The 22,888-nt window shown below is 67.9% G+C and carries 24 protein-coding genes and 1 tRNA gene; 18 read left to right on the forward strand and 7 right to left on the reverse strand.

The genetic code is table 11. The annotated features are described in order from the left end of the window. Window positions 1–21 precede the first annotated feature (21 nt). The 4 genes from ACWGJP_RS11140 to ACWGJP_RS11155 all read left to right on the forward strand — a co-directional run bounded on the left by ACWGJP_RS11140 (window position 22) and on the right by ACWGJP_RS11155 (window position 4,496). Window positions 22–1,767: a DEAD/DEAH box helicase gene (locus ACWGJP_RS11140; protein WP_452329857.1), complete on the forward strand. Its 1,746-nt coding sequence runs from the start codon at window positions 22–24 to the stop codon at window positions 1,765–1,767. Between the two features lie 61 nt (window positions 1,768–1,828). Then, entirely contained in the window at window positions 1,829–2,416 is a 588-nt protein-coding gene (locus ACWGJP_RS11145) for a YdcF family protein (protein WP_452329858.1), read from the forward strand. A 120-nt stretch (window positions 2,417–2,536) separates the two neighbouring features. After that, entirely contained in the window at window positions 2,537–3,631 is a 1,095-nt protein-coding gene (locus tag ACWGJP_RS11150; protein ID WP_452329859.1) for a VIT1/CCC1 transporter family protein, read from the forward strand. A gap of 46 nt (window positions 3,632–3,677) precedes the next feature. Beyond that, complete coding sequence (locus ACWGJP_RS11155) at window positions 3,678–4,496, forward strand: shikimate 5-dehydrogenase (protein ID WP_452329860.1); 819 nt, start codon at window positions 3,678–3,680, stop codon at window positions 4,494–4,496. Window positions 4,497–4,534: 38 nt separating this feature from the next. Here ACWGJP_RS11155 and ACWGJP_RS11160 read toward each other — a convergent pair. Beyond that, a tRNA-Leu gene (locus ACWGJP_RS11160) sits at window positions 4,535–4,619 on the reverse strand. Between the two features lie 110 nt (window positions 4,620–4,729). Between ACWGJP_RS11160 and ACWGJP_RS11165 the strand changes: the two genes are divergently transcribed. Then, the gene (locus ACWGJP_RS11165) at window positions 4,730–6,025 is read left to right on the forward strand and encodes a M20/M25/M40 family metallo-hydrolase (RefSeq protein WP_452329861.1); all 1,296 of its coding nucleotides are present in this window, start codon (window positions 4,730–4,732) and stop codon (window positions 6,023–6,025) included. 30 nt (window positions 6,026–6,055) lie between these two features. Next, the gene (locus ACWGJP_RS11170) at window positions 6,056–6,883 is read left to right on the forward strand and encodes an undecaprenyl-diphosphate phosphatase (RefSeq protein WP_452329862.1); all 828 of its coding nucleotides are present in this window, start codon (window positions 6,056–6,058) and stop codon (window positions 6,881–6,883) included. A 16-nt stretch (window positions 6,884–6,899) separates the two neighbouring features. On the opposite strand, the gene ACWGJP_RS11175 is transcribed toward ACWGJP_RS11170, so the two are convergent. Continuing rightward, on the reverse strand, window positions 6,900–7,751 hold the full coding sequence (locus tag ACWGJP_RS11175; RefSeq protein WP_452329863.1) for a PAC2 family protein: 852 nt from the start codon (window positions 7,749–7,751) through the stop codon (window positions 6,900–6,902). Between the two features lie 109 nt (window positions 7,752–7,860). Here ACWGJP_RS11175 and ACWGJP_RS11180 point away from each other — a divergent pair, with 109 nt between their 5' ends. The 9 genes from ACWGJP_RS11180 to lnt all read left to right on the forward strand — a co-directional run bounded on the left by ACWGJP_RS11180 (window position 7,861) and on the right by lnt (window position 17,621). Then, entirely contained in the window at window positions 7,861–8,547 is a 687-nt protein-coding gene (locus ACWGJP_RS11180; protein WP_452329864.1) for an HAD family hydrolase, read from the forward strand. Further along, complete coding sequence (locus tag ACWGJP_RS11185) at window positions 8,544–9,563, forward strand: tRNA (adenine-N1)-methyltransferase (protein WP_452329865.1); 1,020 nt, start codon at window positions 8,544–8,546, stop codon at window positions 9,561–9,563. Before ACWGJP_RS11180 ends, ACWGJP_RS11185 begins: the two co-directional genes overlap by 4 nt. A 10-nt stretch (window positions 9,564–9,573) precedes the next feature. After that, window positions 9,574–10,506 (forward strand): hypothetical protein, encoded by a 933-nt coding sequence (locus ACWGJP_RS11190; protein WP_452329866.1) that lies wholly within the window; start codon window positions 9,574–9,576, stop codon window positions 10,504–10,506. Next, window positions 10,506–11,495: a helix-turn-helix transcriptional regulator gene (locus ACWGJP_RS11195; protein ID WP_452329867.1), complete on the forward strand. Its 990-nt coding sequence runs from the start codon at window positions 10,506–10,508 to the stop codon at window positions 11,493–11,495. The genes ACWGJP_RS11190 and ACWGJP_RS11195 overlap by 1 nt, the downstream gene beginning before the upstream one ends. Then, complete coding sequence (locus ACWGJP_RS11200) at window positions 11,492–12,487, forward strand: helix-turn-helix transcriptional regulator (protein ID WP_452329868.1); 996 nt, start codon at window positions 11,492–11,494, stop codon at window positions 12,485–12,487. The genes ACWGJP_RS11195 and ACWGJP_RS11200 overlap by 4 nt, the downstream gene beginning before the upstream one ends. Window positions 12,488–12,518: 31 nt before the next feature. Further along, entirely contained in the window at window positions 12,519–12,782 is a 264-nt protein-coding gene (gene tatA, locus ACWGJP_RS11205) for a Sec-independent protein translocase subunit TatA (RefSeq protein WP_452330371.1), read from the forward strand. Window positions 12,783–12,844: 62 nt separating this feature from the next. Beyond that, window positions 12,845–13,606, forward strand: a complete 762-nt coding sequence (tatC, locus tag ACWGJP_RS11210) for a twin-arginine translocase subunit TatC (RefSeq protein WP_452329869.1) — start codon at window positions 12,845–12,847, stop codon at window positions 13,604–13,606. Next, on the forward strand, window positions 13,603–16,074 hold the full coding sequence (locus tag ACWGJP_RS11215) for a DEAD/DEAH box helicase (RefSeq protein ID WP_452329870.1): 2,472 nt from the start codon (window positions 13,603–13,605) through the stop codon (window positions 16,072–16,074). Before tatC ends, ACWGJP_RS11215 begins: the two co-directional genes overlap by 4 nt. Window positions 16,075–16,085: 11 nt before the next feature. After that, on the forward strand, window positions 16,086–17,621 hold the full coding sequence (gene lnt, locus ACWGJP_RS11220; protein WP_452329871.1) for an apolipoprotein N-acyltransferase: 1,536 nt from the start codon (window positions 16,086–16,088) through the stop codon (window positions 17,619–17,621). Between the two features lie 86 nt (window positions 17,622–17,707). Here lnt and ACWGJP_RS11225 read toward each other — a convergent pair whose 3' ends face one another. The 4 genes from ACWGJP_RS11225 to ACWGJP_RS11240 form a co-directional block, all read right to left on the reverse strand. Further along, complete coding sequence (locus ACWGJP_RS11225) at window positions 17,708–18,091, reverse strand: RNA polymerase-binding protein RbpA (protein ID WP_452329872.1); 384 nt, start codon at window positions 18,089–18,091, stop codon at window positions 17,708–17,710. 105 nt (window positions 18,092–18,196) lie between these two features. Continuing rightward, entirely contained in the window at window positions 18,197–18,979 is a 783-nt protein-coding gene (locus ACWGJP_RS11230; protein WP_452329873.1) for a glycerophosphodiester phosphodiesterase family protein, read from the reverse strand. Next, complete coding sequence (locus ACWGJP_RS11235) at window positions 18,976–19,899, reverse strand: SPFH domain-containing protein (protein WP_452329874.1); 924 nt, start codon at window positions 19,897–19,899, stop codon at window positions 18,976–18,978. Before ACWGJP_RS11235 ends, ACWGJP_RS11230 begins: the two co-directional genes overlap by 4 nt. A 9-nt stretch (window positions 19,900–19,908) precedes the next feature. Beyond that, on the reverse strand, window positions 19,909–20,382 hold the full coding sequence (locus ACWGJP_RS11240; protein ID WP_452329875.1) for an NfeD family protein: 474 nt from the start codon (window positions 20,380–20,382) through the stop codon (window positions 19,909–19,911). A 117-nt stretch (window positions 20,383–20,499) separates the two neighbouring features. Here ACWGJP_RS11240 and ACWGJP_RS11245 point away from each other — a divergent pair, with 117 nt between their 5' ends. Then, window positions 20,500–21,264, forward strand: a complete 765-nt coding sequence (locus ACWGJP_RS11245; RefSeq protein ID WP_452329876.1) for an SDR family oxidoreductase — start codon at window positions 20,500–20,502, stop codon at window positions 21,262–21,264. A 13-nt stretch (window positions 21,265–21,277) separates the two neighbouring features. Here the strand turns inward: ACWGJP_RS11245 and ACWGJP_RS11250 are convergent, their stop codons facing one another. Continuing rightward, window positions 21,278–21,877 carry an HdeD family acid-resistance protein gene (locus ACWGJP_RS11250; protein ID WP_452329877.1) on the reverse strand — a complete coding sequence of 200 codons (600 nt, stop codon included), beginning with the start codon at window positions 21,875–21,877 and terminating at the stop codon, window positions 21,278–21,280. A gap of 188 nt (window positions 21,878–22,065) precedes the next feature. Between ACWGJP_RS11250 and ACWGJP_RS11255 the strand changes: the two genes are divergently transcribed. Continuing rightward, a complete protein-coding gene (locus ACWGJP_RS11255) occupies window positions 22,066–22,458 on the forward strand; it encodes a helix-turn-helix transcriptional regulator (protein WP_452330372.1) in 393 nt (130 codons plus the stop codon). Window positions 22,459–22,467: 9 nt separating this feature from the next. Beyond that, window positions 22,468–22,878 carry a VOC family protein gene (locus ACWGJP_RS11260; RefSeq protein ID WP_452329878.1) on the forward strand — a complete coding sequence of 137 codons (411 nt, stop codon included), beginning with the start codon at window positions 22,468–22,470 and terminating at the stop codon, window positions 22,876–22,878. The last annotated feature ends 10 nt before the right edge of the window (window positions 22,879–22,888 follow it).

Consider the following 22,888-nt stretch of genomic DNA (forward strand, 5'->3'; position numbering starts at 1 on the left):
GCACGGATTATCGTGGAGGGGATGCTTTCTCCGTCCTTTCCCCAGCGTGCTCCCTGGGGCACCGCCAACAAGCTGAGGGCGTGGCAGCAGGAGTGCCTGGAGGACTACTTCCAGGCCGACAAGCGCGACTACCTCGTCGCGGCGACGCCCGGTGCAGGGAAGACGACGTTCGCCCTCACCCTCGCCGTCGAACTGATGCGCACGGGTGAGGTCAACCGGGTGATCGTCGTCGCACCGACCGAGCATCTCAAGACCCAGTGGGCGGATGCCGCCGCGCGCGTGCACATCCGCCTCGATCCGCACTTCAAGAACAGCCACTGGGCACCGTCGCGTCAGTACCACGGCGTGGTCGTGACGTATGCGCAGGTCGCGGCGAAGTCCTCCGTGCACCGGCACCTCACCGAGGACGCGAAGACGCTGGTGATCCTCGACGAGGTGCATCACGGCGGAGATGCCCTGAGCTGGGGCGACGCCATCCGTGACGCCTACGGCCCCGCCAAGCGGCGCCTGCTGCTCTCCGGCACCCCGTTCCGCAGCGATACCGCCCCGATCCCGTTCGTGGAGTACCTGCCGGACGAGTCCGGTGCGCGGGTGTCGAGCACCGATTACTCCTACGGCTACGGGCGCGCGCTGGCCGACGGCGTGGTCCGTCCCGTGCTCTTCCACATGTACTCCGGCAAGATGCGCTGGCGCACGAGCACGGGGGACGAGCTGGAGGCGCACCTCGGACAGGACAACACCAAGGACGTCAACTCGCAGGCCTGGCGGACGGCTCTCGACCCCGAGGGCGAATGGATGCCGGCGGTGCTCTCCGCCGCCGATCGAAGGCTGACGGAGATCAGGCATCACGTCCCAGACGCCGGAGGTCTCGTCCTCGCCACGGATCAGACGGTCGCCCGCGCCTACGCGAAGATCCTGCACAGCATCACGCGTGAGCAGCCGACGATCGTGCTCTCCGACGACGCGTCCGCCTCGGAGCGCATCGAGAAGTTCAGCGCCAACACCTCGCGGTGGATGGTCGCGGTGCGCATGGTGTCGGAGGGCGTCGACGTTCCCCGTCTGGCCGTCGGGGTGTACGCGACCTCGTCTTCGACGCCGCTCTTCTTCGCGCAGGCCATCGGGCGCTTCGTGCGCGCCAGGCGTCGCGGCGAGGCGGCGAGCGTCTTCCTGCCGAACGTGCCCGTGCTTATGGGGCTCGCCAACGAGATGGAGAAGGAGCGCGACCATGCCCTGGACCGCCAGAGCAAGGATGACGACGGCCTCGAGGACTCGCTGCTGGAGAGTGCGAACCGCGAGGACGACGCCTCCGACGCGCTGACGCAGGAGTTCAGCTATCAGGCGATCTCGTCCTTGGCCCATTTCGACCGGGTCGTCTTCGAGGGCAAGGACTTCGGCCAGCTCGCCGAGCCGGGCACGCCGGAGGAGGAGGAGTTCATCGGCATCCCGGGACTCCTCGAGCCCGAGCACGTGCATGAGCTGCTCATGCAGCGCAGCGCGCGCCAGTCGCGCCTTCGGGAGGCGCGTGAGGCCGAGCAGGGTCCGGATGCCGTCACCACTCTTCCACCGCCCTTGCACCGCACGCTGAAGGAGCAGCGTCAGCTGCTGAACAGCCTCGTCGGGCTCTACGCCCGCCAGGCCGGCGAACCGCATGGCGCCGTCCATGCCGAGCTGAGGCGCCTCTGCGGCGGACCTGCCGTCGCACAGGCGACGGTGACGCAGCTCCAGTCGCGCATCGACCTGCTCCGCAAGCGCGTGAAGGCGCGCTGACACAGGCGGGTTCCGCGGCGAGAGCGCATCGGCCGATGCTGCTCCTCGCTACACTCACGGGGTGCCTCGCATCGTCTTCCTCGCGGTGATCCTCCTCGTGCTGGCCGCCGTGCTCTATGCGGAGGCGCGGCACTGGCGGGCCTCCCGACGTGGGCTGCCACGATCGCGTCCACGTGGTCGGTTCACCGAGGCGATCATCGTCCTCGGGTTCCGCAACGGCGGACGGCGGGCGAACGCCGTGAACCGATATCGCGTGCGCGCGGCGCTGCGATCGGTCGATCCCTCTGCGTCACGCTCCGTTCTCGTGCTCTGCGGAGGAGCCGTCGGAGGGCCGGTGCCCGAGGCCGAGCTGATGCGGGACGAGGCGCGAAGACGGGGGTGGCGAGGGCCGATCCTCATGGATGCGACCAGTCGCAGCACGGAGGAGAACATCCGGCACGCGATACCCCTCATCGAGGACGCCGACGTCATCCGCATCGTCTCGAACTCGCTGCACGCGGAGGTCGCCAGGGGGATGCTGCGCGTGCTGCGTCCTGATCTGGCGGCTCGGCTGCACAGGGCGGCGGAGCACCGCCTTGGAGAGGTCGTCCTGCAGAAGCTCTACGCCGTCGTCAGGCTCGCCGTGCACGCGCGTTCGGCAGCCTCGTAGCGTCCGCGACTCGCTCGGGTTCGGAGGCCCGAAATGCTGGCAATCCGGGCCGTTCGGCGATTGCTGGCACGATGCGTCGCTAGCGTGGAAGTTCCATGATCCGGCCCGATAGGAGTTCTCTTGAGCGTGCCAGCGACCGCCGAACCGACAGCAGCCGATCGCCGTCGGTGGGCGCGCTATCTCGTCGAGGAACGCGCTGAGGGTCTCGTCTATCAGAAGCTCGCCGCGCGGCGTTCCGGTGAGGAACGCGAGATCCTCCTCAGCCTTGCCGATGCCGAGCGGCGCCATGAGCAGCACTGGCTCGGTCTGCTGGGGGAGGAGCCGTCACGGCTGCCGCGCGCGGGGTTCCGGTCGAGACTGCTGGGATGGATGGCCGGCCGATTCGGGACGATCTTCGTCCTCGCCCTGGCGCAGAGCGCAGAGGCGAGATCTCCGTACGACACCGAGCAGTACGCCACCGCTGCCATGCGCGCGGATGAGAAGATCCACCACGAGGTCGTCCGCGGGCTCGCGGCGCGCGGACGCAGGCGCCTCTCCGGCTCATTCCGTGCGGCCGTCTTCGGAGCCAATGACGGACTGGTCAGCAACCTCGCCCTCGTGCTCGGCATCGGCGCCACAGGCGTCAGCAGCGGCTTCGTGCTCTTCAGCGGCATCGCCGGCCTGCTCGCCGGGGCGCTGTCCATGGGTGCCGGCGAGTTCGTCTCGGTGCGTTCGCAGCGGGAGCTCCTCGCCGCGACCGAAGCCAACGATGACGCCCATGACGCGGCCGTCGACCTGGACATCGACGAGAACGAGCTCGCGCTCGTCTATCGAGCGAGGGGGATGGACGAGGCTGAAGCGCTGAGGAGGGCCCGTCGGATCGTGTCAGCGGCTCAAGCCGGTGTGCGCGCCGCTGCGACAGGGCCTGTGCGCACGCACAGCGATGAGCATGATGTCGTCGGCAGCGACTGGACGGCCGCGCTCTCCAGCTTCCTGCTCTTCGCCTCCGGGGCGATCATCCCCGTGCTGCCGTGGATCTTCGGTCTCCAGGGCGTCGCAGCTGTCGTCCTCGCCCTGGTGCTCGTCGGCATCGCCCTGCTCAGCACGGGCGCCATGGTCGGCATCCTCTCCGGAGGTCCTCCGCTGCGCCGAGCGCTCCGACAGCTCGCGATCGGCTTCGGCGCCGCGGCGATCACGTATCTGCTCGGTCTCCTCTTCGGCGTCGGCGCGGTCTGACTCCGGCGGACGGGTGCCGCACGGGCCTGCTGAGTAGCCTTGATGCGTGACTCTGCTCAACAAGGACATGACGCTGTGCATCTCGTTGTCGGCTCGCCCCAGCAACAACGGCACGCGGTTCCACAACCACCTCTACGAGGCGCTTGGCCTGAACTGGATCTACAAGGCGTTCGCGCCGACCGATCTCGCCCTCGCCATCGGCGGTGTGCGCGGGCTGGGCATCCGGGGGTGTGCGATCTCGATGCCGTACAAGGAGGAGGTGATCGCCCTCGTCGATCGGATGGATGCCTCGGGCTCCGCCATCGACTCGGTCAACACCATCGTGAACGACGATGGCGTCCTCACGGCCTACAACACCGACTACTCGGCGATCGCGCAGCTCATCGAGCGTGAACAACTGGACCCGGCATCGACGGTGCTGCTGCGCGGATCAGGAGGCATGGCCAAGGCGACCGCGGCGGCCTTCCGGGACGGCGGGTTCCGTGACGTGACGGTGGTCGCGCGGAACGAGGATGCCGGGCGCACGCTCGCCGAGCTGTACGGCTTCGACTGGGCTCCCGAGCCGGGGGAGCGCACCGCCGACGTGCTCGTGAACGTCACGCCGATCGGGATGGCCGGTGGGCCGGAGGAGCACGCGCTGGCGTTCTCCCGTGACGCTGTGGCCGAGGCGGAGGTCGTCTTCGATGTCGTCGCCCTTCCCGCGGAGACGCCGCTCGTGCGGGCGGCCGGGGAGGCGGGCAAGGCCGTCATCACCGGCGCCGAAGTGGCCACGCTGCAGGCCCTGGAGCAGTTCGTGCTGTACACCGGCATCCGTCCGAGCGAGGACCAGGTGCGCGCGGCCGAGCGCTTCATGCGGGCGGGATGACAAGAAGGCCCCGGATCCGAAGATCCGGGGCCTGTCTGTGCGCGAGGGGGGACTTGAACCCCCACGCCCTATTCGGGCACTAGCACCTCAAGCTAGCGCGTCTACCTATTCCGCCACCCGCGCAGGTGATGAAAAGTCGTTGCCGACCGAAGAATGAGACTAGCACGTTCTCCGGGGTGCCACGAACCAGGGCGCACCCCGGGCGCGCCGCGCTCATTCGATAGCCTGAGGTCATGTCCGATCCCCAGGTTCCCGAAGTCGTCCGCGTCGCGCAGGATCTGATCCGCTTCGACACGTCGAACTTCGGCGGGGGCAACGCACGGGGCGAGCGCGAGGCGGCCGAGTACGTCGGGGAGTACCTGACCGGTCTCGGTCTGAAGGCCGAGTACTACGAGCCGATCCCTCGGCGTGCGAACGTCATGGCCCGGGTACCGGGCAGGGACAGGTCCAAGCCCGCCCTCGTCGTGCACGGGCATCTCGACGTCGTCCCCGCGATGGCGGAGGACTGGAGCGTGGATCCCTTCGCCGGCATCGTGAAGGACGGGATGCTGTGGGGCCGCGGCGCCGTGGACATGAAGAACATGGACGCGATGATCCTCACCTCCGTCGCGGAGATGCTCCGCTCCGGCGAGCAGCCGGAGCGGGATCTCGTCCTGGCGTTCTTCGCCGATGAGGAGAACGGCGGCGTGGAGGGCTCCGCCCTGGTCGTGAAGAACCGTCCGGAGTGGTTCGACGGCGCGACGGAGGCGATCAGCGAGGTCGGCGGTTACTCGATCTCCGTCGACGACCGCAGGGCGTATCTCCTTCAGGTGGGGGAGAAGGCGCTCATCTGGATCCGGCTGGTCGCCAAGGGACGTGCCGGTCATGGGAGCCGCCTGCACGAGGAGAACGCGATCACCCGGCTCGCCGAAGCCGTCGCGGCCATCGGCCGCACCCGCTGGCCCATCCGCCTGACACCGACCACGGAGGCGCTCCTGCAGGGGCTCGGCGACCTCACCGGGCGTCCGCTCGACGACCCGGACGCGCTGGCTGCGGCTGCGGGGCCCGCCGAGGCCTTCCTGCGCTCGACCTTCCGCACGACGACGAACCCGACCGCCCTCACCGCCGGCTACAAGCACAACGTGATCCCCGAGCGCGCGGAGGCGCTCATCGACGTCCGTGTGCTGCCTGGGACCGAGGATGCCGTGCTCGCGGAGCTGCAGCGCATCGTGGGCGATGACATCGCGATCGAGACCGTCGTGCGGGACATCGGCATGGAGACGCCGTTCGAGGGGCCGCTCGTCGAGTCGATGGTCGCCGCTCTCGGTCGTCACGATCCAGGGGTCCCCGTCATCCCGTACCTTCTCGGCGCAGGAACCGACAACAAGGCTCTCTCCACGATCGGCATCACCGGCTACGGGTTCGCTCCGCTGCGTCTGCCGGCGGACCTGGACTTCACAGGAATGTTCCACGGAGTAGACGAGCGCGTGCCCGTAGAATCGCTTGTCTTCGGTCAGCAGGTCCTGACCGACCTCCTGCGCACGTACTGAGCCGCGCGTCCCGAACCAGAAAGTCCCTCTATGCACCTGCTCGAAGCGCTGTTCCTCGGCATCATCCAGGGCCTCACGGAGTTCCTCCCGATCTCATCGAGCGCGCACCTGCGCATCGTCGGAACCTTCACGGGCTCCGGCGAGGATCCTGGCGCGGCGTTCACGGCGATCACGCAGATCGGGACCGAGGCAGCCGTCGTGGTCTTCTTCTGGCGCGACATCGTCCGCATCATCGGGAACTGGTTCCGCTCCCTCGCCGGGCGCATTCCGCGCAACGACCCCGATGCCCGCATGGGCTGGCTCATCATCATCGGCAGCATCCCGATCGTCGTCCTCGGGCTGCTCTTCCAGGACCAGATCGAGACGGTCCTGCGATCGATGTGGGTCGTCGCGATCATGCTGATCGTCTTCGGCGTGCTGCTCGGGATCGCCGACCACGTCGGCGCGAAGCGCCGCGCGCTGCAGGACATCACCGTCCCGCACGGGATCGCGTTCGGCGCGGCTCAGGCGCTCGCTCTCATCCCCGGCGTCTCGCGCTCCGGCGGCACCATCACGATGGGGCTCTTCCTCGGCTACGAACGTGCCGCCGCAGCCAGGTATGCATTCCTGCTGGCGATCCCCGCGGTCTTCGGCAGCGGCTTCTATCAGCTGTTCAAGAGCTGGGACGAGCCGGATCAGTACTTCTCGATGGGTGAGACGCTCGCCGCGACGGGGATCGCCTTCGTCGTGGCGCTCGGCGTGATCGCGTTCTTCATGAACTGGATCTCCAAGCGCAGCTTCCTGCCGTTCGTGATCTACCGGGTGCTGCTGGGCGTCACGCTGCTGATCCTGCTCGGCACCGGCGTCATCGCCGCCTGAGCGAAGCGGCGGGCGCTCAGCGCTTGTGGTCGCCCGGCCCCTCGCCGCGACGGCGGAGGTACCGCTCGAAGGCCTGCGCGATCGCGTCGCCGGACGCCTCCGGGGAGTCCCAGGTGTCCCTGGTCCGCTCGAGCTGGTGGATGTACTCCGTCATGTCCTCGTCCTCGGCGGCCGCGGCGTCGATGGACGCCTCCCACGCAGCCGCCTCGGTGCGCAGGTGCGTGCGGGGGATGTCGATGCCGGTGAGCTCCTCCAGCCGGTCGAGGAGCGCGAGCGTCGCCTTCGGCGACGGCGTGGCGGACGCGACGTAGTGGGGCACGCTCGCCCAGAGCCCCGCCGTCGGGATTCCGGCGCGCTCGGCGAAATGCTCCAGCACGCTGAGGATGCCGACCGGCCCCTCGTAGAGGGATCGCTCCAGGCCGTGAGCCTCGCGCACCTGCTCATTGGGGCTCGACGCGAAGATCGAGATCGGGCGGGTGTGCGGCACATCGGAGAGCATGGCGCCGAGTGTGAGGAATCCGGTCACATCGTCGCGGAGGGCCACATCGATGAACTCGTTCGCGAACGCCTGCCAGGTGCGCGCCGGCTCCGCACCGGTGAGGATCCAGAACTCGGGCCCGATCTGCGCGGCGGGGACGGGGCGCCAGAGCGATGCCCCCGGCCACTGCAGCTCGCGCTTGCCCGACGCATCCATCCGGGTGGACGGCCGGGTGTACTGGTAGTCGAAGTACAGCTCGGGATCCACGGCGTGGACGAGCTCGTAGTCTCCGGAGGCGCGGATGGCCTCGACCGCTCCGGTCGCGGCCTCGCCGGCGTCGTTCCAGCCGTCGAAGGCGGCGACGATGATACGGGACCCCAAAGCATCCATCCCGATCTCCCTTCTGCTCGCCCGCCTGCGGCAGGTAATCCCTCCAGGCTAGTGCCCTCGTCGAGAGGGCGGGGCTGGCGTGCCGGAGCGGCCGGATAGAATCGCTTCGATGAGTGAGACGCCGAGCGCAGTCCTGTGGGACATGGACGGGACCCTTGTCGACACCGAGCCGTACTGGATGGCGGCAGAGACGGCCCTGGTCGAATCCTTCGGCGGCACCTGGACGCACGAGGATGCGCTGCAGCTCGTCGGCAACGGCCTTCTGGACAGTGCACGCATCCTTCAGGCGGCCGGTGTCGCGATGCAGCCCCAGGCGATCATCGACCGGTTGACCGACGAGGTCCGCGGCGCGCTCGTCACCCAGGGCGTTCCTTTCCGGCCAGGGGCGCAGGAGATGCTGCGGGACCTGCGCGCCTCAGGCATCCGGACGGCCCTGGTGACGATGTCCCTGCGCCGGATGGCCGAGGGAATCGTCGACCTCATGGAGGCGGAGGCGTTCGAGCTGATCGTCGCCGGGGATGACGTGGCCAACCCGAAGCCTCATCCGGAGCCGTATCTGACGGCGGCCTCGCAGCTCGGCATCGACATCGCAGAGGCGGTCGTGATCGAGGACTCGCCGACCGGGCTGCGCGCCGGCATCGCCTCAGGCGCCGTCGTCCTCGGCGTGCCGCACATGGTTCCCCTCGACGGCGTCGGAGCTCACGAGCTCTGGCCCTCCCTGTACGGCAGGACCGCGCAGGACATCACCGCGCTGCACCGAAAGCACCGCGCCAGCATCACGGAGACCTCCGCATGACCGAAGCCGCCAGCACCAGGCCCTCTGGTCCTTTCCGCGAGGGCGACCGTGTGCAGCTCACCGGACCCAAGAACCGGATGCACACGATCACCCTGCGCGCGGACGGTGAACTGCACACCCATCACGGCGTGCTCACGCACCGCGACCTCATCGGTCAGCCAGACGGATCCGTCGTGACCAACAGCTCAGGCCACGACTACCTCGCGCTCCGACCGCTGCTGCGCGACTTCGCGATGTCGATGCCGCGCGGTGCGGCGATCGTCTACCCGAAGGATGCCGCGCAGATCGTCATGCAGGCGGATGTCTTCCCCGGCGCCGTCGTCGTCGAGGCCGGTGTCGGGTCCGGTGCGCTGTCGCTGTCGCTCCTGCGTGCGATCGGTTCGGACGGCACGCTGGTCTCCTTCGAACGTCGCGAGGACTTCGCGGATGTCGCCCGCGCGAACGTGGAGACGTTCTTCGGGGGTGCGCCGGACACCTGGCGCGTCGTCGTCGGCGACCTCGTCGAGGCGCTGCCCCAGGAGCTCCCGGCCGGCGGTGTCGATCGCGTCGTGCTGGACATGCTCGCTCCCTGGGAGTGCATCGACGTCGTCGCGGATGCGCTGACCCCCGGCGGCGTCGTGCTCTGCTACGTGGCCACAGCCACGCAGCTGTCCAGGGTCGCCGAGTACATCCGCGGAACGGGGCTGTTCACCGAACCGGACGCCTCGGAGACGATGGTGCGCGGCTGGCACGTCGAGGGCCTCGCCGTGCGGCCGGATCATCGCATGGTCGCGCACACCGGCTTCCTCATCACGGCGCGCCGGCTCGCGCCGGGAGCGATCCCGCCCGAGGTCAAGCGCCGGGCGTCGAAGAGCAGTTACGGCGACGAGGACGTCGAGCTGTGGACCCCTGGCGCGGTCGGCGACAGGGAGATCACCGACAAGAACCTGCGAAAGCGCGTGCGCGAGGCGGAGAAGGCGGCCAGCGGCGCGCGCAGGGCGGCCGCGTCGCGCACGGGCGAGCAGGCGAACGAATAGACTGGAGCGCGTGCGTAAAACGTCCGCTGCTCTCGCCAGCCTCAGCCTTGCCGCCCTCGCTCTGACCGGCTGCTCGGTCTCGACCCCGAACTCGTTCGACGGTCAGGTCTGCGATCGCCCCGCATCCACGAGCGGCGTCGACGACTCCGTCACCGTCTCCGGCGAGTTCGGCGTATCGCCGAAGGTCGAGATCGCGGCCCCGGTGCACGCGGAGGAGACGTCGTTCACGGATCTCGCCACCGGCGAGGGCACGCCGCTCACCAGCGCCACCCAGGCCTTCAGCATGGATTACGCGCTCTACAACGGTGAGACCGGCGAGCAGATCGAGCAGAGCTCCTTCTCCGGCGATCTCAGCCAGGTCTACAACATCAACTCCTGGGTGCAGTCCGTTCCCGGCATCGCCGATGCTCTCGCCTGCGCCACGCCGGGTACGAGGACGCTCATCGCGGTCGCACCAGGCGATTCGGGCAACGTCGCGTCCATGGTCGGCGCCGACGACGTGACCGCCATCGCGGTGATCGACGTGCTCGACACCACGCTCGCGCGTGCGGAGGGCTCGCTGCAGTTCAACGACGCCCGCAGCCTCCCCACCGTGGTGCGTGCACCAGACGGCCGCCCGGGGATCATCGTCCCGAAGGACGCCGCTCCGACGGAGACGGTCACGCAGGTGCTCATCAAGGGCGACGGCGCGGAGATCACCGAGGATGACGCCTTCGTCTGGACGAACTACACGGCGGTGGACTGGGCCTCGCGCTCCGTCGTGAACACGACGTGGGACACCAACCCCGTCGCGAGCCTCCAGGATCTCGACCCCGAGGTCGCCGCCTCGCTCGCAGGTCACACGGTCGGCTCGCAGCTCCTCGTCGTCGTCCCCGGCGAAGCCGGTGCCGCGACGGCATATGTCGTGGACATCCTCGGCATCCCCGTCCTGCCGGAGCAGTGATGGCGGCCCAGATCCCCGCGGAGGAGCGCCTGACGAACCTGGTCGTGGCGCTCATGGCCACGGAGATCGGGCTCACGAAGCAGCAGATCCTGGAGAACGTCTCCGGCTATCGTCAGCGCGCCGACGCGGGAACCCGCACCGACGCGCTTGAGAAGATGTTCGAGCGTGACAAGGACGAGCTGCGATCTCTGGGCGTCCCCGTCGAGACCATCGGCGATGCGAGCGATCCGCAGGACCTCAGAGAAGCGCGGTACCGCATCCCGCAGGCGGAGTACGACCTGCCGGCAGACATCGAGTTCACGGCGGCGGAACTGGCCGTCCTGCGCCTTGCGGGCAGCGTGTGGGGTGCCGAGTCGGCGTCGAGCGACGCGCTCTCCGGTGTGCGCAAGATCCGGGCGCTGGGCATCGACGGTGACGAGCCGATCATCGGTTTCGCTCCTCGCATCACCACCAGGGATGCCGCGTTCGCTCCTCTGCAGGATGCCATCGAGCGCTGCCGTGTGGTGCAGTTCGACTATCTGAAGCCCGGCGAGGATGCGCCGCGTCGGCGGAGCATCCGACCGCTCGCGCTCGTCGACTACGAAGCGCGGTGGCACGTCTTCGGCATCGACACCACGATCGACGAGGATCGCATGTTCCTGCTGAGCCGCATCGTCGGTCAGGTCAAGACGACGAGCACGCGGTTCGACGCGTCGCTGCGCGAGGGAGCGGGCGAGCGCGCCATGGCGGGCCTCGAGGAAGTGGCCGCGTCCCATCGGGCTCTGCTCGAGGTGACGCCGGGCACGGAGGCCTCGCTGCGCCTTGGACGTCGAGCGGTGCCGGCCCCCCAGGGCATCCACCTGCACTACGTCGATGTACACATCCTCGCCGACGAGCTCGCGTCCTACGGGCCTGAGGTCCGCGTCGTCGAGCCCGCGGAGCTCCGCGACGCCGTGATCGGACGTCTGTCGGCGATCGTCGCCGCACACGAGGGGGAGGGGACGGCGTGAGCGAGAAGCAGAGACCCCTGCTGGCGGCAGACCGTGTGCGCCTGTATCTGACGCTCGTCCCGTATCTGCTCGAGCACGGCCAGGTCTCCTTGGCGGAGGCGGCGGAGGAGTTCGGCGTCACGACCGCAGAGATGCGCGCCATGGTCGAGAAGCTGACGGTGATCGGGCTGCCTGGTGATTCCGGGTACTGGCAGCAGCCCCATGAGATGTTCGACATCGACTGGGATCTGCTCGACGAGCAGGACGTCATCGAGATCACGAATGACGTCGCCCTGCGCAGGGTCCCGCGTTTCACCGCGCGAGAGGCCGCCGCGCTCCTCGCCGGGCTCCAACTCGTGGCCGCGGTTCCGCAGGTCGCGGACTCGGGGCTGGTCGCCGGGCTCATCGCCAAGCTCGCCCGCGGAGCGGCCGACGCGCCGGCCGATCTCGTCATCGCAACCGGCGCGGTCGATGAGGTGCGCCAGGTCGTCTCGAGCGCGCTCCGCGCGGGTGTCGCCGTGTCCTTCACCTATCGGGCCCCGGATGCGGCCGAGACCACCCGCACGGTTGACCCTGTGCAGATCCTCATCACCAACGGGCAGTGGTATCTGCAGGGCTGGTGCCACCTGCGCGAAGCGATGCGCACCTTCCATCTCGACAGGGTCAGCGATGTGCAGCTCACCGAGATCGCCAGCACGCACGGCGGGGATGCCGTACCGGAGGCCTTCGGCACGGGAGCAGGTGCCGCAGACGACCGTGACGTCATGGTTCGGGTCCCCTCACAGCTCGTCCCGCTGCTCGGTGGTTTCGATGTGGAGCAGCAGGACGGCGACGCCGACCCGGCCCGCGCACGCCTGCGGATGGCCGACCCGCGGGGCATCAAGCGGCTTGCAGCGCGGTTCGGCGGTCGTATGGAGGTGACGGCGCCGGGCATCGCGCGGGCGGCGACGCGGGAATGGGCCGCCGCCGGACTCGCCCTGTACCATCGACCAGACGGCGACCTGGCCGGTTAGACTTCAAAGAACCCCCGAACTGAGGAGAATCATCATGGGCGGACTCCAAGGCTGGCACCTGCTCATCGTTCTCGCTGTCATCCTGCTCCTTTTCGGCGCAGCGAAGCTGCCCGCGCTCGCGAAGAGCATGGGCCAGTCCGCGCGCGTCTTCAAGGGCGAGATGAACGCGATGAAGGATGAGGATGCCGCACGCAAGTCGGACGGCACTGCCACATCGACCGAAGCGCCCGCGTCCCCGGCGGTGACCGACAGCACGAACAGCGCTGCACCCGGGACTGATCGCCCCTCCTCCTGACCGACGTGTCGGAAGGCGTGTCGTCTCCGCCCAGCGGGGACCGTCCTCGGCGTGACCGCCGGATGTCGCTCGGGGCTCATCTCGTCGAGCTCCGACGGCGCCTGATCATCTCGGCGATCGCGCTCGTGGTGGCGATGGTGATCGCGTTCTTCGTCACCGATCCGATCATCCACTTCATCAGCGAGCCGATCAGGGTGATCTCCGAGCAGCGCGGCGAGGAGATCGTCGCCCTGTCTTTCACCTCGGTGACGAGCCCGTTCGATCTGCGCATCCGCATCGCCTTCTCGATCGGCATCTTCCTCTCCGCACCGGTCTGGCTGTGGCAGGTATGGGCGTTCCTCATGCCCGGACTCACCCGGAAGGAGATCCGCTACACGGCGGGCTTCGTCGGCGCAGCCATCCCGCTGTTTTTCGCGGGCTGCTACGTGGGGACGATGCTCGTCCCGCACGTCATCGAGATCATGGCCGGTTTCACGCCGGAGGGCGGCACGAACCTCTATGAAGCGTCGAAGTTCTACGACTTCGTCTTCAAGCTCATGATCGTCGTCGGCGTGTCCTTCGTTCTCCCGGTGTTCCTCGTCGCGCTCAACTTCGCCGGGATCATGTCGGGAAGGGCGATCCTCAAGGGATGGCGGGTGGCCATCCTCATCGCGACGATCTTCGCCGCGCTGACGACCCCGGCGGCCGACGTCATCAGCATGCTCATCCTCGGCGGCATCCTCATCGTGCTCTACTTCGCGGCCGCCCTGCTCTCACTCCTCTTCGATCGACGCAAGCGCAAGCGGAGTGCTGCGGCCGGCCTCCTCCCGGACGCACCCGCATGACCTCTCCCTCCGAGCGCTACGCCGCAGCGAGTGCATCAGCGGCGTCTCCTGCGACCTCGGCGTTCGCGGCGCGCCAGTCCTTCCAGCTCGATCCGTTCCAGCTCGAGGGGTGTCGTGCCCTCGAGCGCGGCAGCAGCGTGCTGGTGGCGGCGCCGACCGGGGCGGGCAAGACGATCGTCGGCGAGTTCGCGATCCACCTCGCGATGCAGACGCCCTCGGACAAGGCGTTCTACACGACGCCGATGAAGGCGCTGTCGAACCAGAAGTTCCGTGAGCTCGTCGAGGTGTACGGCCCGGACCAGGTCGGTCTGCTCACCGGCGACACGAACATCAACGGCAGCGCCCGTATCGTCGTGATGACCACCGAGGTGCTGCGCAACATGCTCTACGCGCAGTCGTCGTCGCTCGATGAGCTCCGCTACGTCGTCATGGACGAAGTCCACTACCTCGCCGACCGCTTCCGTGGGCCTGTCTGGGAAGAGGTCATCCTCCATCTGCCCCCGCGGGTGCGTCTCGTCTCGCTCAGCGCCACGGTCTCCAACGCCGAGGAGTTCGGCGACTGGCTGGACACCGTCCGCGGCGACACCGAGATCATCGTCTCGGAGATCCGGCCCGTGCCGCTCGAACAGCACGTCCTCGTCCGAGACGACCTGCTTCCCCTCTTCGATGACCGGGCAGGCGTCGCGACAGCGCAGGTGAACCAGGAGCTCCTTCGCATCCGCTCGTTCACGGGTTCTCGTTACGAAGGCAATCGCCAGGCGCAGTCCTATCGCAGCGGTCGCCACGCCGGACGTCAGGCGCCGCGCCCTGAGCGCGGAGGACGTCGTCCGGTGCGCGCCTCGAATGCGCGCCGGATCGAGCGGATGGATCGGCCGGATGTGGTGCGTCTGCTCGAGCAGTCGAACCTTCTGCCCGCGATCTTCTTCATCTTCAGCCGGATCGGATGCGACTCGGCCGTGCAGCAGGTGAGCCGCGCCGGGTTGCGGCTGACGACCGCCGAGGAGCGCGCGGAGATCAGGGCGATCGTCGAGGAGCGCACCCGTGCGCTGCAGGACGAGGACCTCGGCGTCCTGGGGTTCTGGGAATGGCGTGACAACCTCGAGCGCGGTGTCGCGGCACATCACGCCGGTCTGCTCCCGGCATTCAAGGAGATCGTCGAAGAGCTCTTCCGTCTCAAGCTCGTCAAGGTCGTCTTCGCCACGGAGACGCTCGCCCTCGGCATCAACATGCCGGCGCGCACGGTCGTGCTGGAGAAGATGGAGAAGTTCAACGGCGAAGCCAGGGTCGCGATCACCTCGGGGGAGTACACCCAGCTCACCGGACGTGCAGGCCGCCGGGGGATCGATGTCGAGGGCCATGCGGTCGTGCAGTGGACCGAAGGCATGGATCCGCAGGCGGTGGCAGCGCTCGCCTCGCGTCGCACGTATCCGCTGAACTCCAGTTTCCGTCCGACCTACAACATGGCGGTCAATCTCATCGACCGTTTCGGGCGCACCAGGGCCAGGGAGATCCTGGAGTCCTCGTTCGCGCAGTTCCAGGCCGATCGCGCGGTCGTGGGACTCGCGCGGGAGGTGCGGGAGGCCGAGACCTCGCTCGCCGGCTATCTGACCTCGATGGAGTGCGAGCACGGCGACTTCGCCGACTACGCGGCGATCCGTCGCGAGCTCAGCGACCTGGAGAAGAAGAACCGACAGGACGCCGGGTCCAGAGCAGCACGCGACAAGCGCAGCAAGCAGATCGAGTCGCTGAGACGGCGCATGCAGCGCCACGGCTGCCACACCTGCCCGGACCGCGAGAAGCACGCGCGCTGGGGGGAGCGGTACTACAAGCTCAAGCGGGAGACCGATCGCAAGCGCAGGCAGATCGAGACCCGCACGGGCACGGTCGCGCGGATCTTCGACCGCGTTCTCGACGTCCTGGGAACGCTGGAGTACACCACGGGGTCCGGTGAGGCGACCGCCCTCACGGATGCGGGACGGACAATGCGTCGGATCTATGGGGAACGCGATCTCCTCGTCGCGGAGAGCCTGCGCCAGGGGCTCTGGGCAGGGCTCGACGCGCCGTCTCTCGCGGCGATGGCCTGCTGTCTCGTCTACGAACCGCGACGCGACGAGGCAGGCGCCGGTGAGCGCGGTCTGCCGCGAGGTGCCTTCCGCGCCGCGTATGAGAAGACGACCACCCTGTGGGCGCAGCTCGACGACCTCGAACAGGATCACCATCTGCCTGGCACCGAGCCGCTGGCTCCTGGTCTGGCATCCGCGATGCACGCCTGGGCCCGCGGGGGGATGCTCGACAGGGTGCTCGTCGATGCCGACATGGCCGCGGGCGACTTCGTCCGCTGGGCGAAGCAGACGATCGATCTGCTCGACCAGCTGTCCATCGTGGCCGAGGACGCGGCGCTCGCACGGACGGCGAGGCAGGCCCTGGACGGCGTACGACGCGGCATCGTCGCGTATGCGGCGGTCTGAGGGGCCCGAAGATGGTCACCGAACGCCCTCGACCGCAGCGAGCCCTGCTGCCCCTTTGGCTCGCCGTCCCCGTCGCCGCCGTCGCCGGATGGCTCATGGATCTCGCGTACCCCGACGTGGGTGCCTGGATCCTCGCGTTCCCCGCGACAGCGCTACTGCTGCTCGCATTGATCGGACGACGTGCGGGGGGAGCACTGCTGGTCGGCCTCGTCTACGGCGCTGTCTTCTACTTCCTGCTCGTCTCGTGGACGGCGCGTTACCTCGGGCCGATCCCGTGGGCCGCTCTCGCGGGTCTTGAGGCAGTGCTGACCGCGGTGATGGTCATCCCGCTCGCACTTGCCTATCGATGGGTGCCGCGGGCGTTCGGCGGCTCGATGGCGCGCCTGGTCGTGCTGCCTGCTGTGGTGGCGGCGCTGTGGGTCGGTCGCGAGGTGGTTCTCGGTGCATGGCCGTACGGAGGATTCCCCTGGGGGAGGCTCGGAATGAGCCAGTCGGAGAGCCCGCTCGCGCACCTGAGCTCCTGGGTAGGGGTGAGCGGCCTGAGCTTTCTCATGGCCTTCGCCGTCGCGATGATCATCGAGTCCGTCCGGATGAAGCTCTGGCGACGTCCGCTGCGGGTGGTCGTGCCGGTCGCGCTCATCGCGGTCCTCCTCGTCGTACCGCAGTACCCGACGGCGGAGGCAGGAAGTCTGAGTGTCGCGGCCGTGCAGGGAAACGGTCCTACCGGATACTTCGACGAGCGCGAGCCGTATGCCGTGATCCAGGCGCAGACCGATGCGACCGCTCCGCTGTACGGCGAGGACGTGGACCTGCTGGTCTGGCCGGAGGGTGCCGTCGACGGCGATCCGTTCCAGAACGCGAATCTGGCGCGTCGGATGACTCTCGTCGCCACGAGGATCGGAGCGCCTCTGCTCGCGAACGCCGCGACGGCACGCGGCGAGGAGTTCTTCAACACGTCGATGCTCTGGATGCCGGACGGCACGGCCGAACAGAGCCACGACAAACGCCACCCGGTTCCCTTCGGCGAGTATGTGCCGGACCGGGCGTTCTTCAACGCGATCGTGCCGGATCTGATCGGTCTGCTCCAACGCGAGTACACCCCGGGTGAGAACCCTCCCGTCGTCGACGTCGACGGGATCGTCGTCGGGCTCGCGATCTGCTTCGACGTGATCTACGACGAACTCGTCACGGAGAGCATCCGATCCGACGCGCAGGTGCTGGTGTTCCAGACGAACAACGCCGATTTCCGCGGGACGGACGAGAACCTGCAGCAGCTCGCCTTCGCACGCATGCGTGCCATCGAGACCGGGCGCTCAGTGGTGAACATCTCGACCGTCGGCACGAGCCAGATCATCCGCTCCGACGGCACGACCATGGCGCACCTGGACGCGGATGAGGCGGGCGCGATGCGGGAAGACGTCGAGCTCCGCACCGGTATGACCGCGGGAGTCCTGCTCGGAGCCGGCATTCAAGTCACGCTGCTCTGGGGAGGCCTCGGGGCACTTCTCGTCTGCGCCTGGCTGGCTCGCCGCAGACAGAACGACTGAGAACCGATCGTCAGCCTCTTAACGCGGAAGCGACCTGCGGCGAGGATCGCGCAGGTCGCTTCGGGGTAGGGCGTCAGACGGGCGGCTCAGGCGCCGATCTTTGCCCTGGTCGGGTCCTCGCCGGCACCGCGACGGGCGCGGATGAAGGCGAGCCGCTCCTCGAGGAGCTCCTCGAGCTCGGCGCGGGTACGCCGCTCCATGAGCATGTCCCAGTGGGTGCGTGCGGCCTTCTCGTCGCTCTCCTCGAGCTTGACGGACTTGCCGTCGACCTGCAGGATCGCGTCGGCGCCGCACGAACGGCACTCCCACGTCTGCGGCGGCTCTGCATCAGCGGCGAACATCAGATTCGTGACGTGTCCGCACGTGTCACAGGTGTAGGTGGTTTCACGGCGCTCCATGAACACGACGCCCTCTTCGCTCTGTAGGCTCTGGGCGCCGAGTCGGATGCCGCGCAGGCTGCGATCTGCCATTGTGTGGTCCTCTCGTCGCTCTCAGGTATAACGCTCAGACCTGTGCGCTTCATCCACGCGCCTGATTCCGTGGCGAGATTCACAGTGGAATCCCAGCCGCATAGCTTATTGAGGGGCGAGGACCTCTATGGCGACATCGGCGCGGTCGGTGACGATGCCGTCGGCGCCCGCCGTGACGAGCCGGGTCATCGTGGCGGCATCGTTGATCGTCCACACATGCACCTCGGCGCCGTGCCTATGCGCAGAACGGACGAGGGCTCCGTCGAAGATGGGTAGAACCCCTGCGGAGAGCGGGATCTGGAGAGCATCCACCTCACGCAGCGCCGTCATCGCAGGCAGGCGGAGCGCCGATGTCGCGCGAACGGATGCGATCGTTCGTCGACCGCCCGATGCCGCGGGGCGCAGCGCGGCGCCGGCGTCGAGCGCAGCCGCGACCGCGCGTCGCCGTCTGGCATCCGAAAAACTCGTCAGCAGCACGCGAGAGGTGTGCTTCGCCACCGCCCGGCCTGCCGGGCCGGCGCCTTCGTCGCTCTTCACGTCGATGTTGAACCGGGAGGTCGGGAAGGCCTCGAGGGCATCCGCGACGGTGAGGAGACCGCCGTGAGGGGCGAGCAGTCCGGCGAGCTCACGCGTCCGTACCGCGGATACCGGGCGAGGGTCGCCGAACAGCCGATCCAGCGTCTCGTCGTGGAACAGCACGAGATCGCCGTCGGCCGTGAGCCGACAATCGGTCTCGATGTATTCGGCACCGACCGCATGGGCGGCGGCGAAGGCGGCTGCGGTGTTCTCCCACACAGAGGAGGACGGATCCTTGTCGTCGGACAGAGCGAGACCGCGGTGCGCGAAGACCCGAGGGTGACGGGCTCCGCTGAAGTACGGATGCGTCACGCGCCAGGAGAGCCGTTCTGGCCGTGCTGCTTCGGTGTGAAGGCCGTCCCGATGCCCTTGAGCGCTTCGGTGAGCTCACTGGGGATGATCCAGAGCTTGCTCGATTCGCTCTCACTGATCTTCGGCAGCATCTGAAGGTACTGGTAGGCGAGGAGCTTGTCGTCCGGCTGGCCCTGGTGGATGGCGCTGAAGACGTTCTGGATCGCCTCCGCCTCACCCTGCGCGCGCAGGACGGCTGCCTGCTTGTCGCCTTCGGCCTTGAGGATCTCCGCCTGTCGCCGTCCTTCAGCCTCCAGGATCTGCGATTGCTTCGAACCTTCGGCGGTGAGGATGGCGGCGCGACGGTCGCGCTCGGCGCGCATCTGCTTCTCCATGGAGTCCTGGATCGAGACGGGCGGATCGATCGCCTTGAGCTCGACCCTGCCGACACGGATGCCCCACTTGCCCGTCGCCTCGTCGAGGACGACGCGCAGCTGTCCGTTGATGTTGTCTCGGCTGGTCAGCGCTTCCTCGAGGTTGAGACCACCGACCACGTTGCGCAGGGTCGTCGTGGTGAGCTGTTCGACCGCACCGAGGTAGTTCGCGATCTCGTAGGTCGCGGCGCGTGCATCCGTGACCTGGAAGTACACCACCGTGTCGATGGAGACGACGAGGTTGTCCTCGGTGATCACCGGCTGGGGAGGGAAGGACACCACCTGCTCGCGCATGTCGATGAGCGGGCGAAGCCGGTCGATGAACGGCACGAGCAGATTGAGGCCGGGGGAGAGGGTCTTGTGATAGCGACCCAGTCGCTCGACGATGCCCGCGGTGGCCTGCGGGATGATCCGGATCGAGCGTGCGATCGTGACCACCGCGAAGATGACGATCGCGATGACGAGGATCCAGCCGATCGCAGCCGGGATGAAAGAGGTGTCGTCCACGATGTTCTCCTAGTCGGTGACGGGCCGGACGATCGCGGTCGCTCCGTTGATCGCGGCGATCGAGACGGGGGAGCCCTGGATGATGGGGGAGCCCGAGGGGATGCGTGCTGTCCAGGTGTCGCCATTGGCGAGCTTCACCTGGCCTGAGACGAGCGTGACGTCCTGCAGCACGACGCCGCGCAGACCGATCAGCGCGTCGACGTTGGACTTGGTCGGGTCCTCGCCGCGCCGGAGTCTTCGCAGCAGCGGTGGACGCAGCAGGAGGATGAACACCGCGGCCGCAGCGGCAGCGACGAGGGCTTGTACCCAGAACGGTGCGCCGATCAGATCGACGATCAGTCCGGCGGCGCTGCCGAGGGACAGCATGAGGAACGTGAAGTCGAGAGTGAGCATCTCGATCACGAGGAAGACCGCGATCAGCACGAGCCAGCCGATCCAGGCCCACTGCTCGATCAACTGGATGAACACGGAGAACTCGTCCATGCTGACCTCCTTCGCCGTCACGGTACCACGCGCCGCCGACGCGCTCGCGGCTCCTGGCCGATTGATAGTCTGGTGCGGTCGTGTCCACACGGCATCCCCGCATCACAAGGAGTCATCGTGACCGACGTTCTGCCCGCAGGTTCCCTCGACGGCAAGGTCGCGCTCGTGACCGGATCCTCTCGCGGCATCGGTGCCGACACCGTCCGCTACTTCGCCGAGGCGGGCGCCGACGTCGTCATCAACTTCCGCAACAAGGCGCCGAGGGCTGAGAAGCTCGCCGCGCAGCTGCGCGAGCTGGGCCGCCGCGCCCTCGTCGTCGGTGCAGACCTCACCGACCCGGAATCCGTCGCCGAGATGTTCGACCAGGTGCGCTCGGAGTACGGCAAGCTCGATGTGCTCGTCCTGAACGCCTCCGGCGGCATGGAGTCCGGCATGGCGGAGGACTACGCGCTGACGCTGAACCGCGACGCGCAGCTCAATGTCCTCGACGCGGCGCTTCCTCTGCTGGGCGAGGGATCGCGCGTCGTCTTCGTTACCAGCCACCAGGCGCACTTCATCCGCACGACGCCGACGATGCCGGAGTACGAGCCGGTCGCGCTGTCGAAGCGCGCGGGGGAGGACGCGCTCCGTGCGCGCATTCCCGAGCTCGCGGCGAAGGGCATTGGGTTCACCATCGTCTCGGGCGACATGATCGAGGGCACGATCACCGCCACGCTGCTCGAACGGGCGAACCCCGGCGCGATCTCCGCACGTCGTGAGGATGCCGGAAAGCTCTACAACGTGGCGGAGTTCGCCGCCGAGGTCGCCCGTGCCGCGATCGACCCGGTGCCCGAGGACAACACCCGACTCGTCGGGGACATCTCCTCGTTCAGCGCGGAGTGACCGCGGCCTCGGCTCACTCCGAGCCGAGGTCCTGCTTGATCTCGGAGACGACGCTCTTCGCGCCCTTGCCGATGGTGATCGCGCGGATGATCTGCGCGATTCCCAGCACGACGAGCGAGACGCCGAGGAAGATCCAGAGGACGATTCCTGCGGCGAGGACGTTGAAGAGGACGTAGATGCCCGCGATGACGCTGAGGATCGCATACAGGAGGGTCCATACCCTGGATCCGTCCTGACCGAGCAGCGTCAACGAGACGATGCCGTCGACGATCCAGCTCACGCCGATGAAGACGACGACGACGAGGGCCAGTGTGGCCGCGGCAGCGCCGAGATTCGCGAAGGCGATGATGCCGGCGACGATGTACAGCAGCCCGAGCAGGATGTGTCCGGCTCGGACCCACCCGCCGCCCTTGCCGGAGAAGATGCCGAGCCCGAGGTACACGATGCCGGCGACGATGAGATACGCGGCGATGATGCCAGTGACGATCACCGCGGACTTCGTCGGCCACACGAGCACGACGATGCCGGCGATGAGCGCGAGCACACCCGAGATCGCCAGGGAGATGCGGACGGAGCGGAAGATCGACTTCGCTTCGGAGAGCGTGTCGGACATGGGGGATACCGCCTTTCTGAAAAGAACCTGTGAAGGTCGCGCCCAGCGTAGCGCGGTATATCGGAATCCGGTCGAGAACCGGCCGATCGGAGCGTCATCCTGGTTCATCCTTCGCCGTGATCGATGTCCGTCGTCCGTGGGAGGATCTCAGCGTGACCGAAGACGCACGCATCCGAGACCTGAGGGCCATGCGGCGTGTGCGCGATCGCATAGACCGCGAGTACGCGCAGCCGCTCGATGTGGAGTCGCTGGCGCGCGGCGTACACCTTTCCGCGGGGCACGTGAGCAGGTTGTTCAAGAAGACCTACGGCGAGTCGCCGTACTCATACCTCATGACGAGGAGGATCGAGCGGGCGATGGCGCTCCTGCGTCGGGGAGGGCTCAGCGTCACGGAGGTGTGCTTCGAGGTCGGATGCTCCTCCCTCGGCACGTTCAGCAGCAGGTTCACCGAGCTGGTCGGGATGCCGCCGAGTCGGTACGCGGAGCTCGCCGTCGATGTCTCCGGCATCCCGAACTTCCATGTCAAGCACATCGCGCGACCGATCAGGAATCAAGAAGCGACCGGCGCCGGCCGTCCATAAGGTGAATCCATGAACATCACGATCCACTATGCGTTCCTTCCGCACACTGACGCAGACGCGGCACTCGGCTTCTATCGGGATGCGCTCGGCTTCGAGGTGCGCAACGACGTCGGCTATGAAGGTCTCCGGTGGCTGACGGTCGGCCCTCCCAGCCAGCCGGAGACCTCGATCGTGCTCCATCCACCGGCAACGGATCCCGGCATCTCCGACACCGAGCGTCAGACGATCCTCGAGCTCATCGCGAAGGGCAGCTATGGTGCCCTCACCCTCGCGGTGGACGACCTCGACGCCCTGTTCGAGCGGCTCGAGGCCGCCGGCGCCGATGTGGTGCAGGAGCCGATGGATCAGCCATACGGCGTGCGAGACTGTGCTTTCCGCGACCCGGCGGGCAACCTTCTCCGTATCAATCAGACCTCCTGATCCGAAAGGA

The organism is Microbacterium sp. NPDC055903 (genome assembly GCF_053615555.1).

What these genes read in the sequence shown, in the direction of transcription:
- ACWGJP_RS11255 (WP_452330372.1), top strand. Translation starts at nt 22,066, where the DNA reads ATGCGGCGTGTGCGCGATCGCATAGACCGCGAGTACGCGCAGCCGCTC.
- ACWGJP_RS11215 (WP_452329870.1), top strand. Translation starts at nt 13,603, where the DNA reads ATGACCTCTCCCTCCGAGCGCTACGCCGCAGCGAGTGCATCAGCGGCG.
- ACWGJP_RS11195 (WP_452329867.1), top strand. Translation starts at nt 10,506, where the DNA reads ATGGCGGCCCAGATCCCCGCGGAGGAGCGCCTGACGAACCTGGTCGTG.
- ACWGJP_RS11140 (WP_452329857.1), top strand. Translation starts at nt 22, where the DNA reads ATGCTTTCTCCGTCCTTTCCCCAGCGTGCTCCCTGGGGCACCGCCAAC.
- ACWGJP_RS11225 (WP_452329872.1), bottom strand. Translation starts at nt 18,091, where the DNA reads ATGGCAGATCGCAGCCTGCGCGGCATCCGACTCGGCGCCCAGAGCCTA.
- ACWGJP_RS11165 (WP_452329861.1), top strand. Translation starts at nt 4,730, where the DNA reads ATGTCCGATCCCCAGGTTCCCGAAGTCGTCCGCGTCGCGCAGGATCTG.
- ACWGJP_RS11175 (WP_452329863.1), bottom strand. Translation starts at nt 7,751, where the DNA reads ATGGATGCTTTGGGGTCCCGTATCATCGTCGCCGCCTTCGACGGCTGG.
- ACWGJP_RS11170 (WP_452329862.1), top strand. Translation starts at nt 6,056, where the DNA reads ATGCACCTGCTCGAAGCGCTGTTCCTCGGCATCATCCAGGGCCTCACG.
- ACWGJP_RS11240 (WP_452329875.1), bottom strand. Translation starts at nt 20,382, where the DNA reads ATGGACGAGTTCTCCGTGTTCATCCAGTTGATCGAGCAGTGGGCCTGG.
- ACWGJP_RS11180 (WP_452329864.1), top strand. Translation starts at nt 7,861, where the DNA reads ATGAGTGAGACGCCGAGCGCAGTCCTGTGGGACATGGACGGGACCCTT.
- lnt (WP_452329871.1), top strand. Translation starts at nt 16,086, where the DNA reads ATGGTCACCGAACGCCCTCGACCGCAGCGAGCCCTGCTGCCCCTTTGG.
- ACWGJP_RS11260 (WP_452329878.1), top strand. Translation starts at nt 22,468, where the DNA reads ATGAACATCACGATCCACTATGCGTTCCTTCCGCACACTGACGCAGAC.
- ACWGJP_RS11250 (WP_452329877.1), bottom strand. Translation starts at nt 21,877, where the DNA reads ATGTCCGACACGCTCTCCGAAGCGAAGTCGATCTTCCGCTCCGTCCGC.
- tatC (WP_452329869.1), top strand. Translation starts at nt 12,845, where the DNA reads ATGTCGCTCGGGGCTCATCTCGTCGAGCTCCGACGGCGCCTGATCATC.
- ACWGJP_RS11185 (WP_452329865.1), top strand. Translation starts at nt 8,544, where the DNA reads ATGACCGAAGCCGCCAGCACCAGGCCCTCTGGTCCTTTCCGCGAGGGC.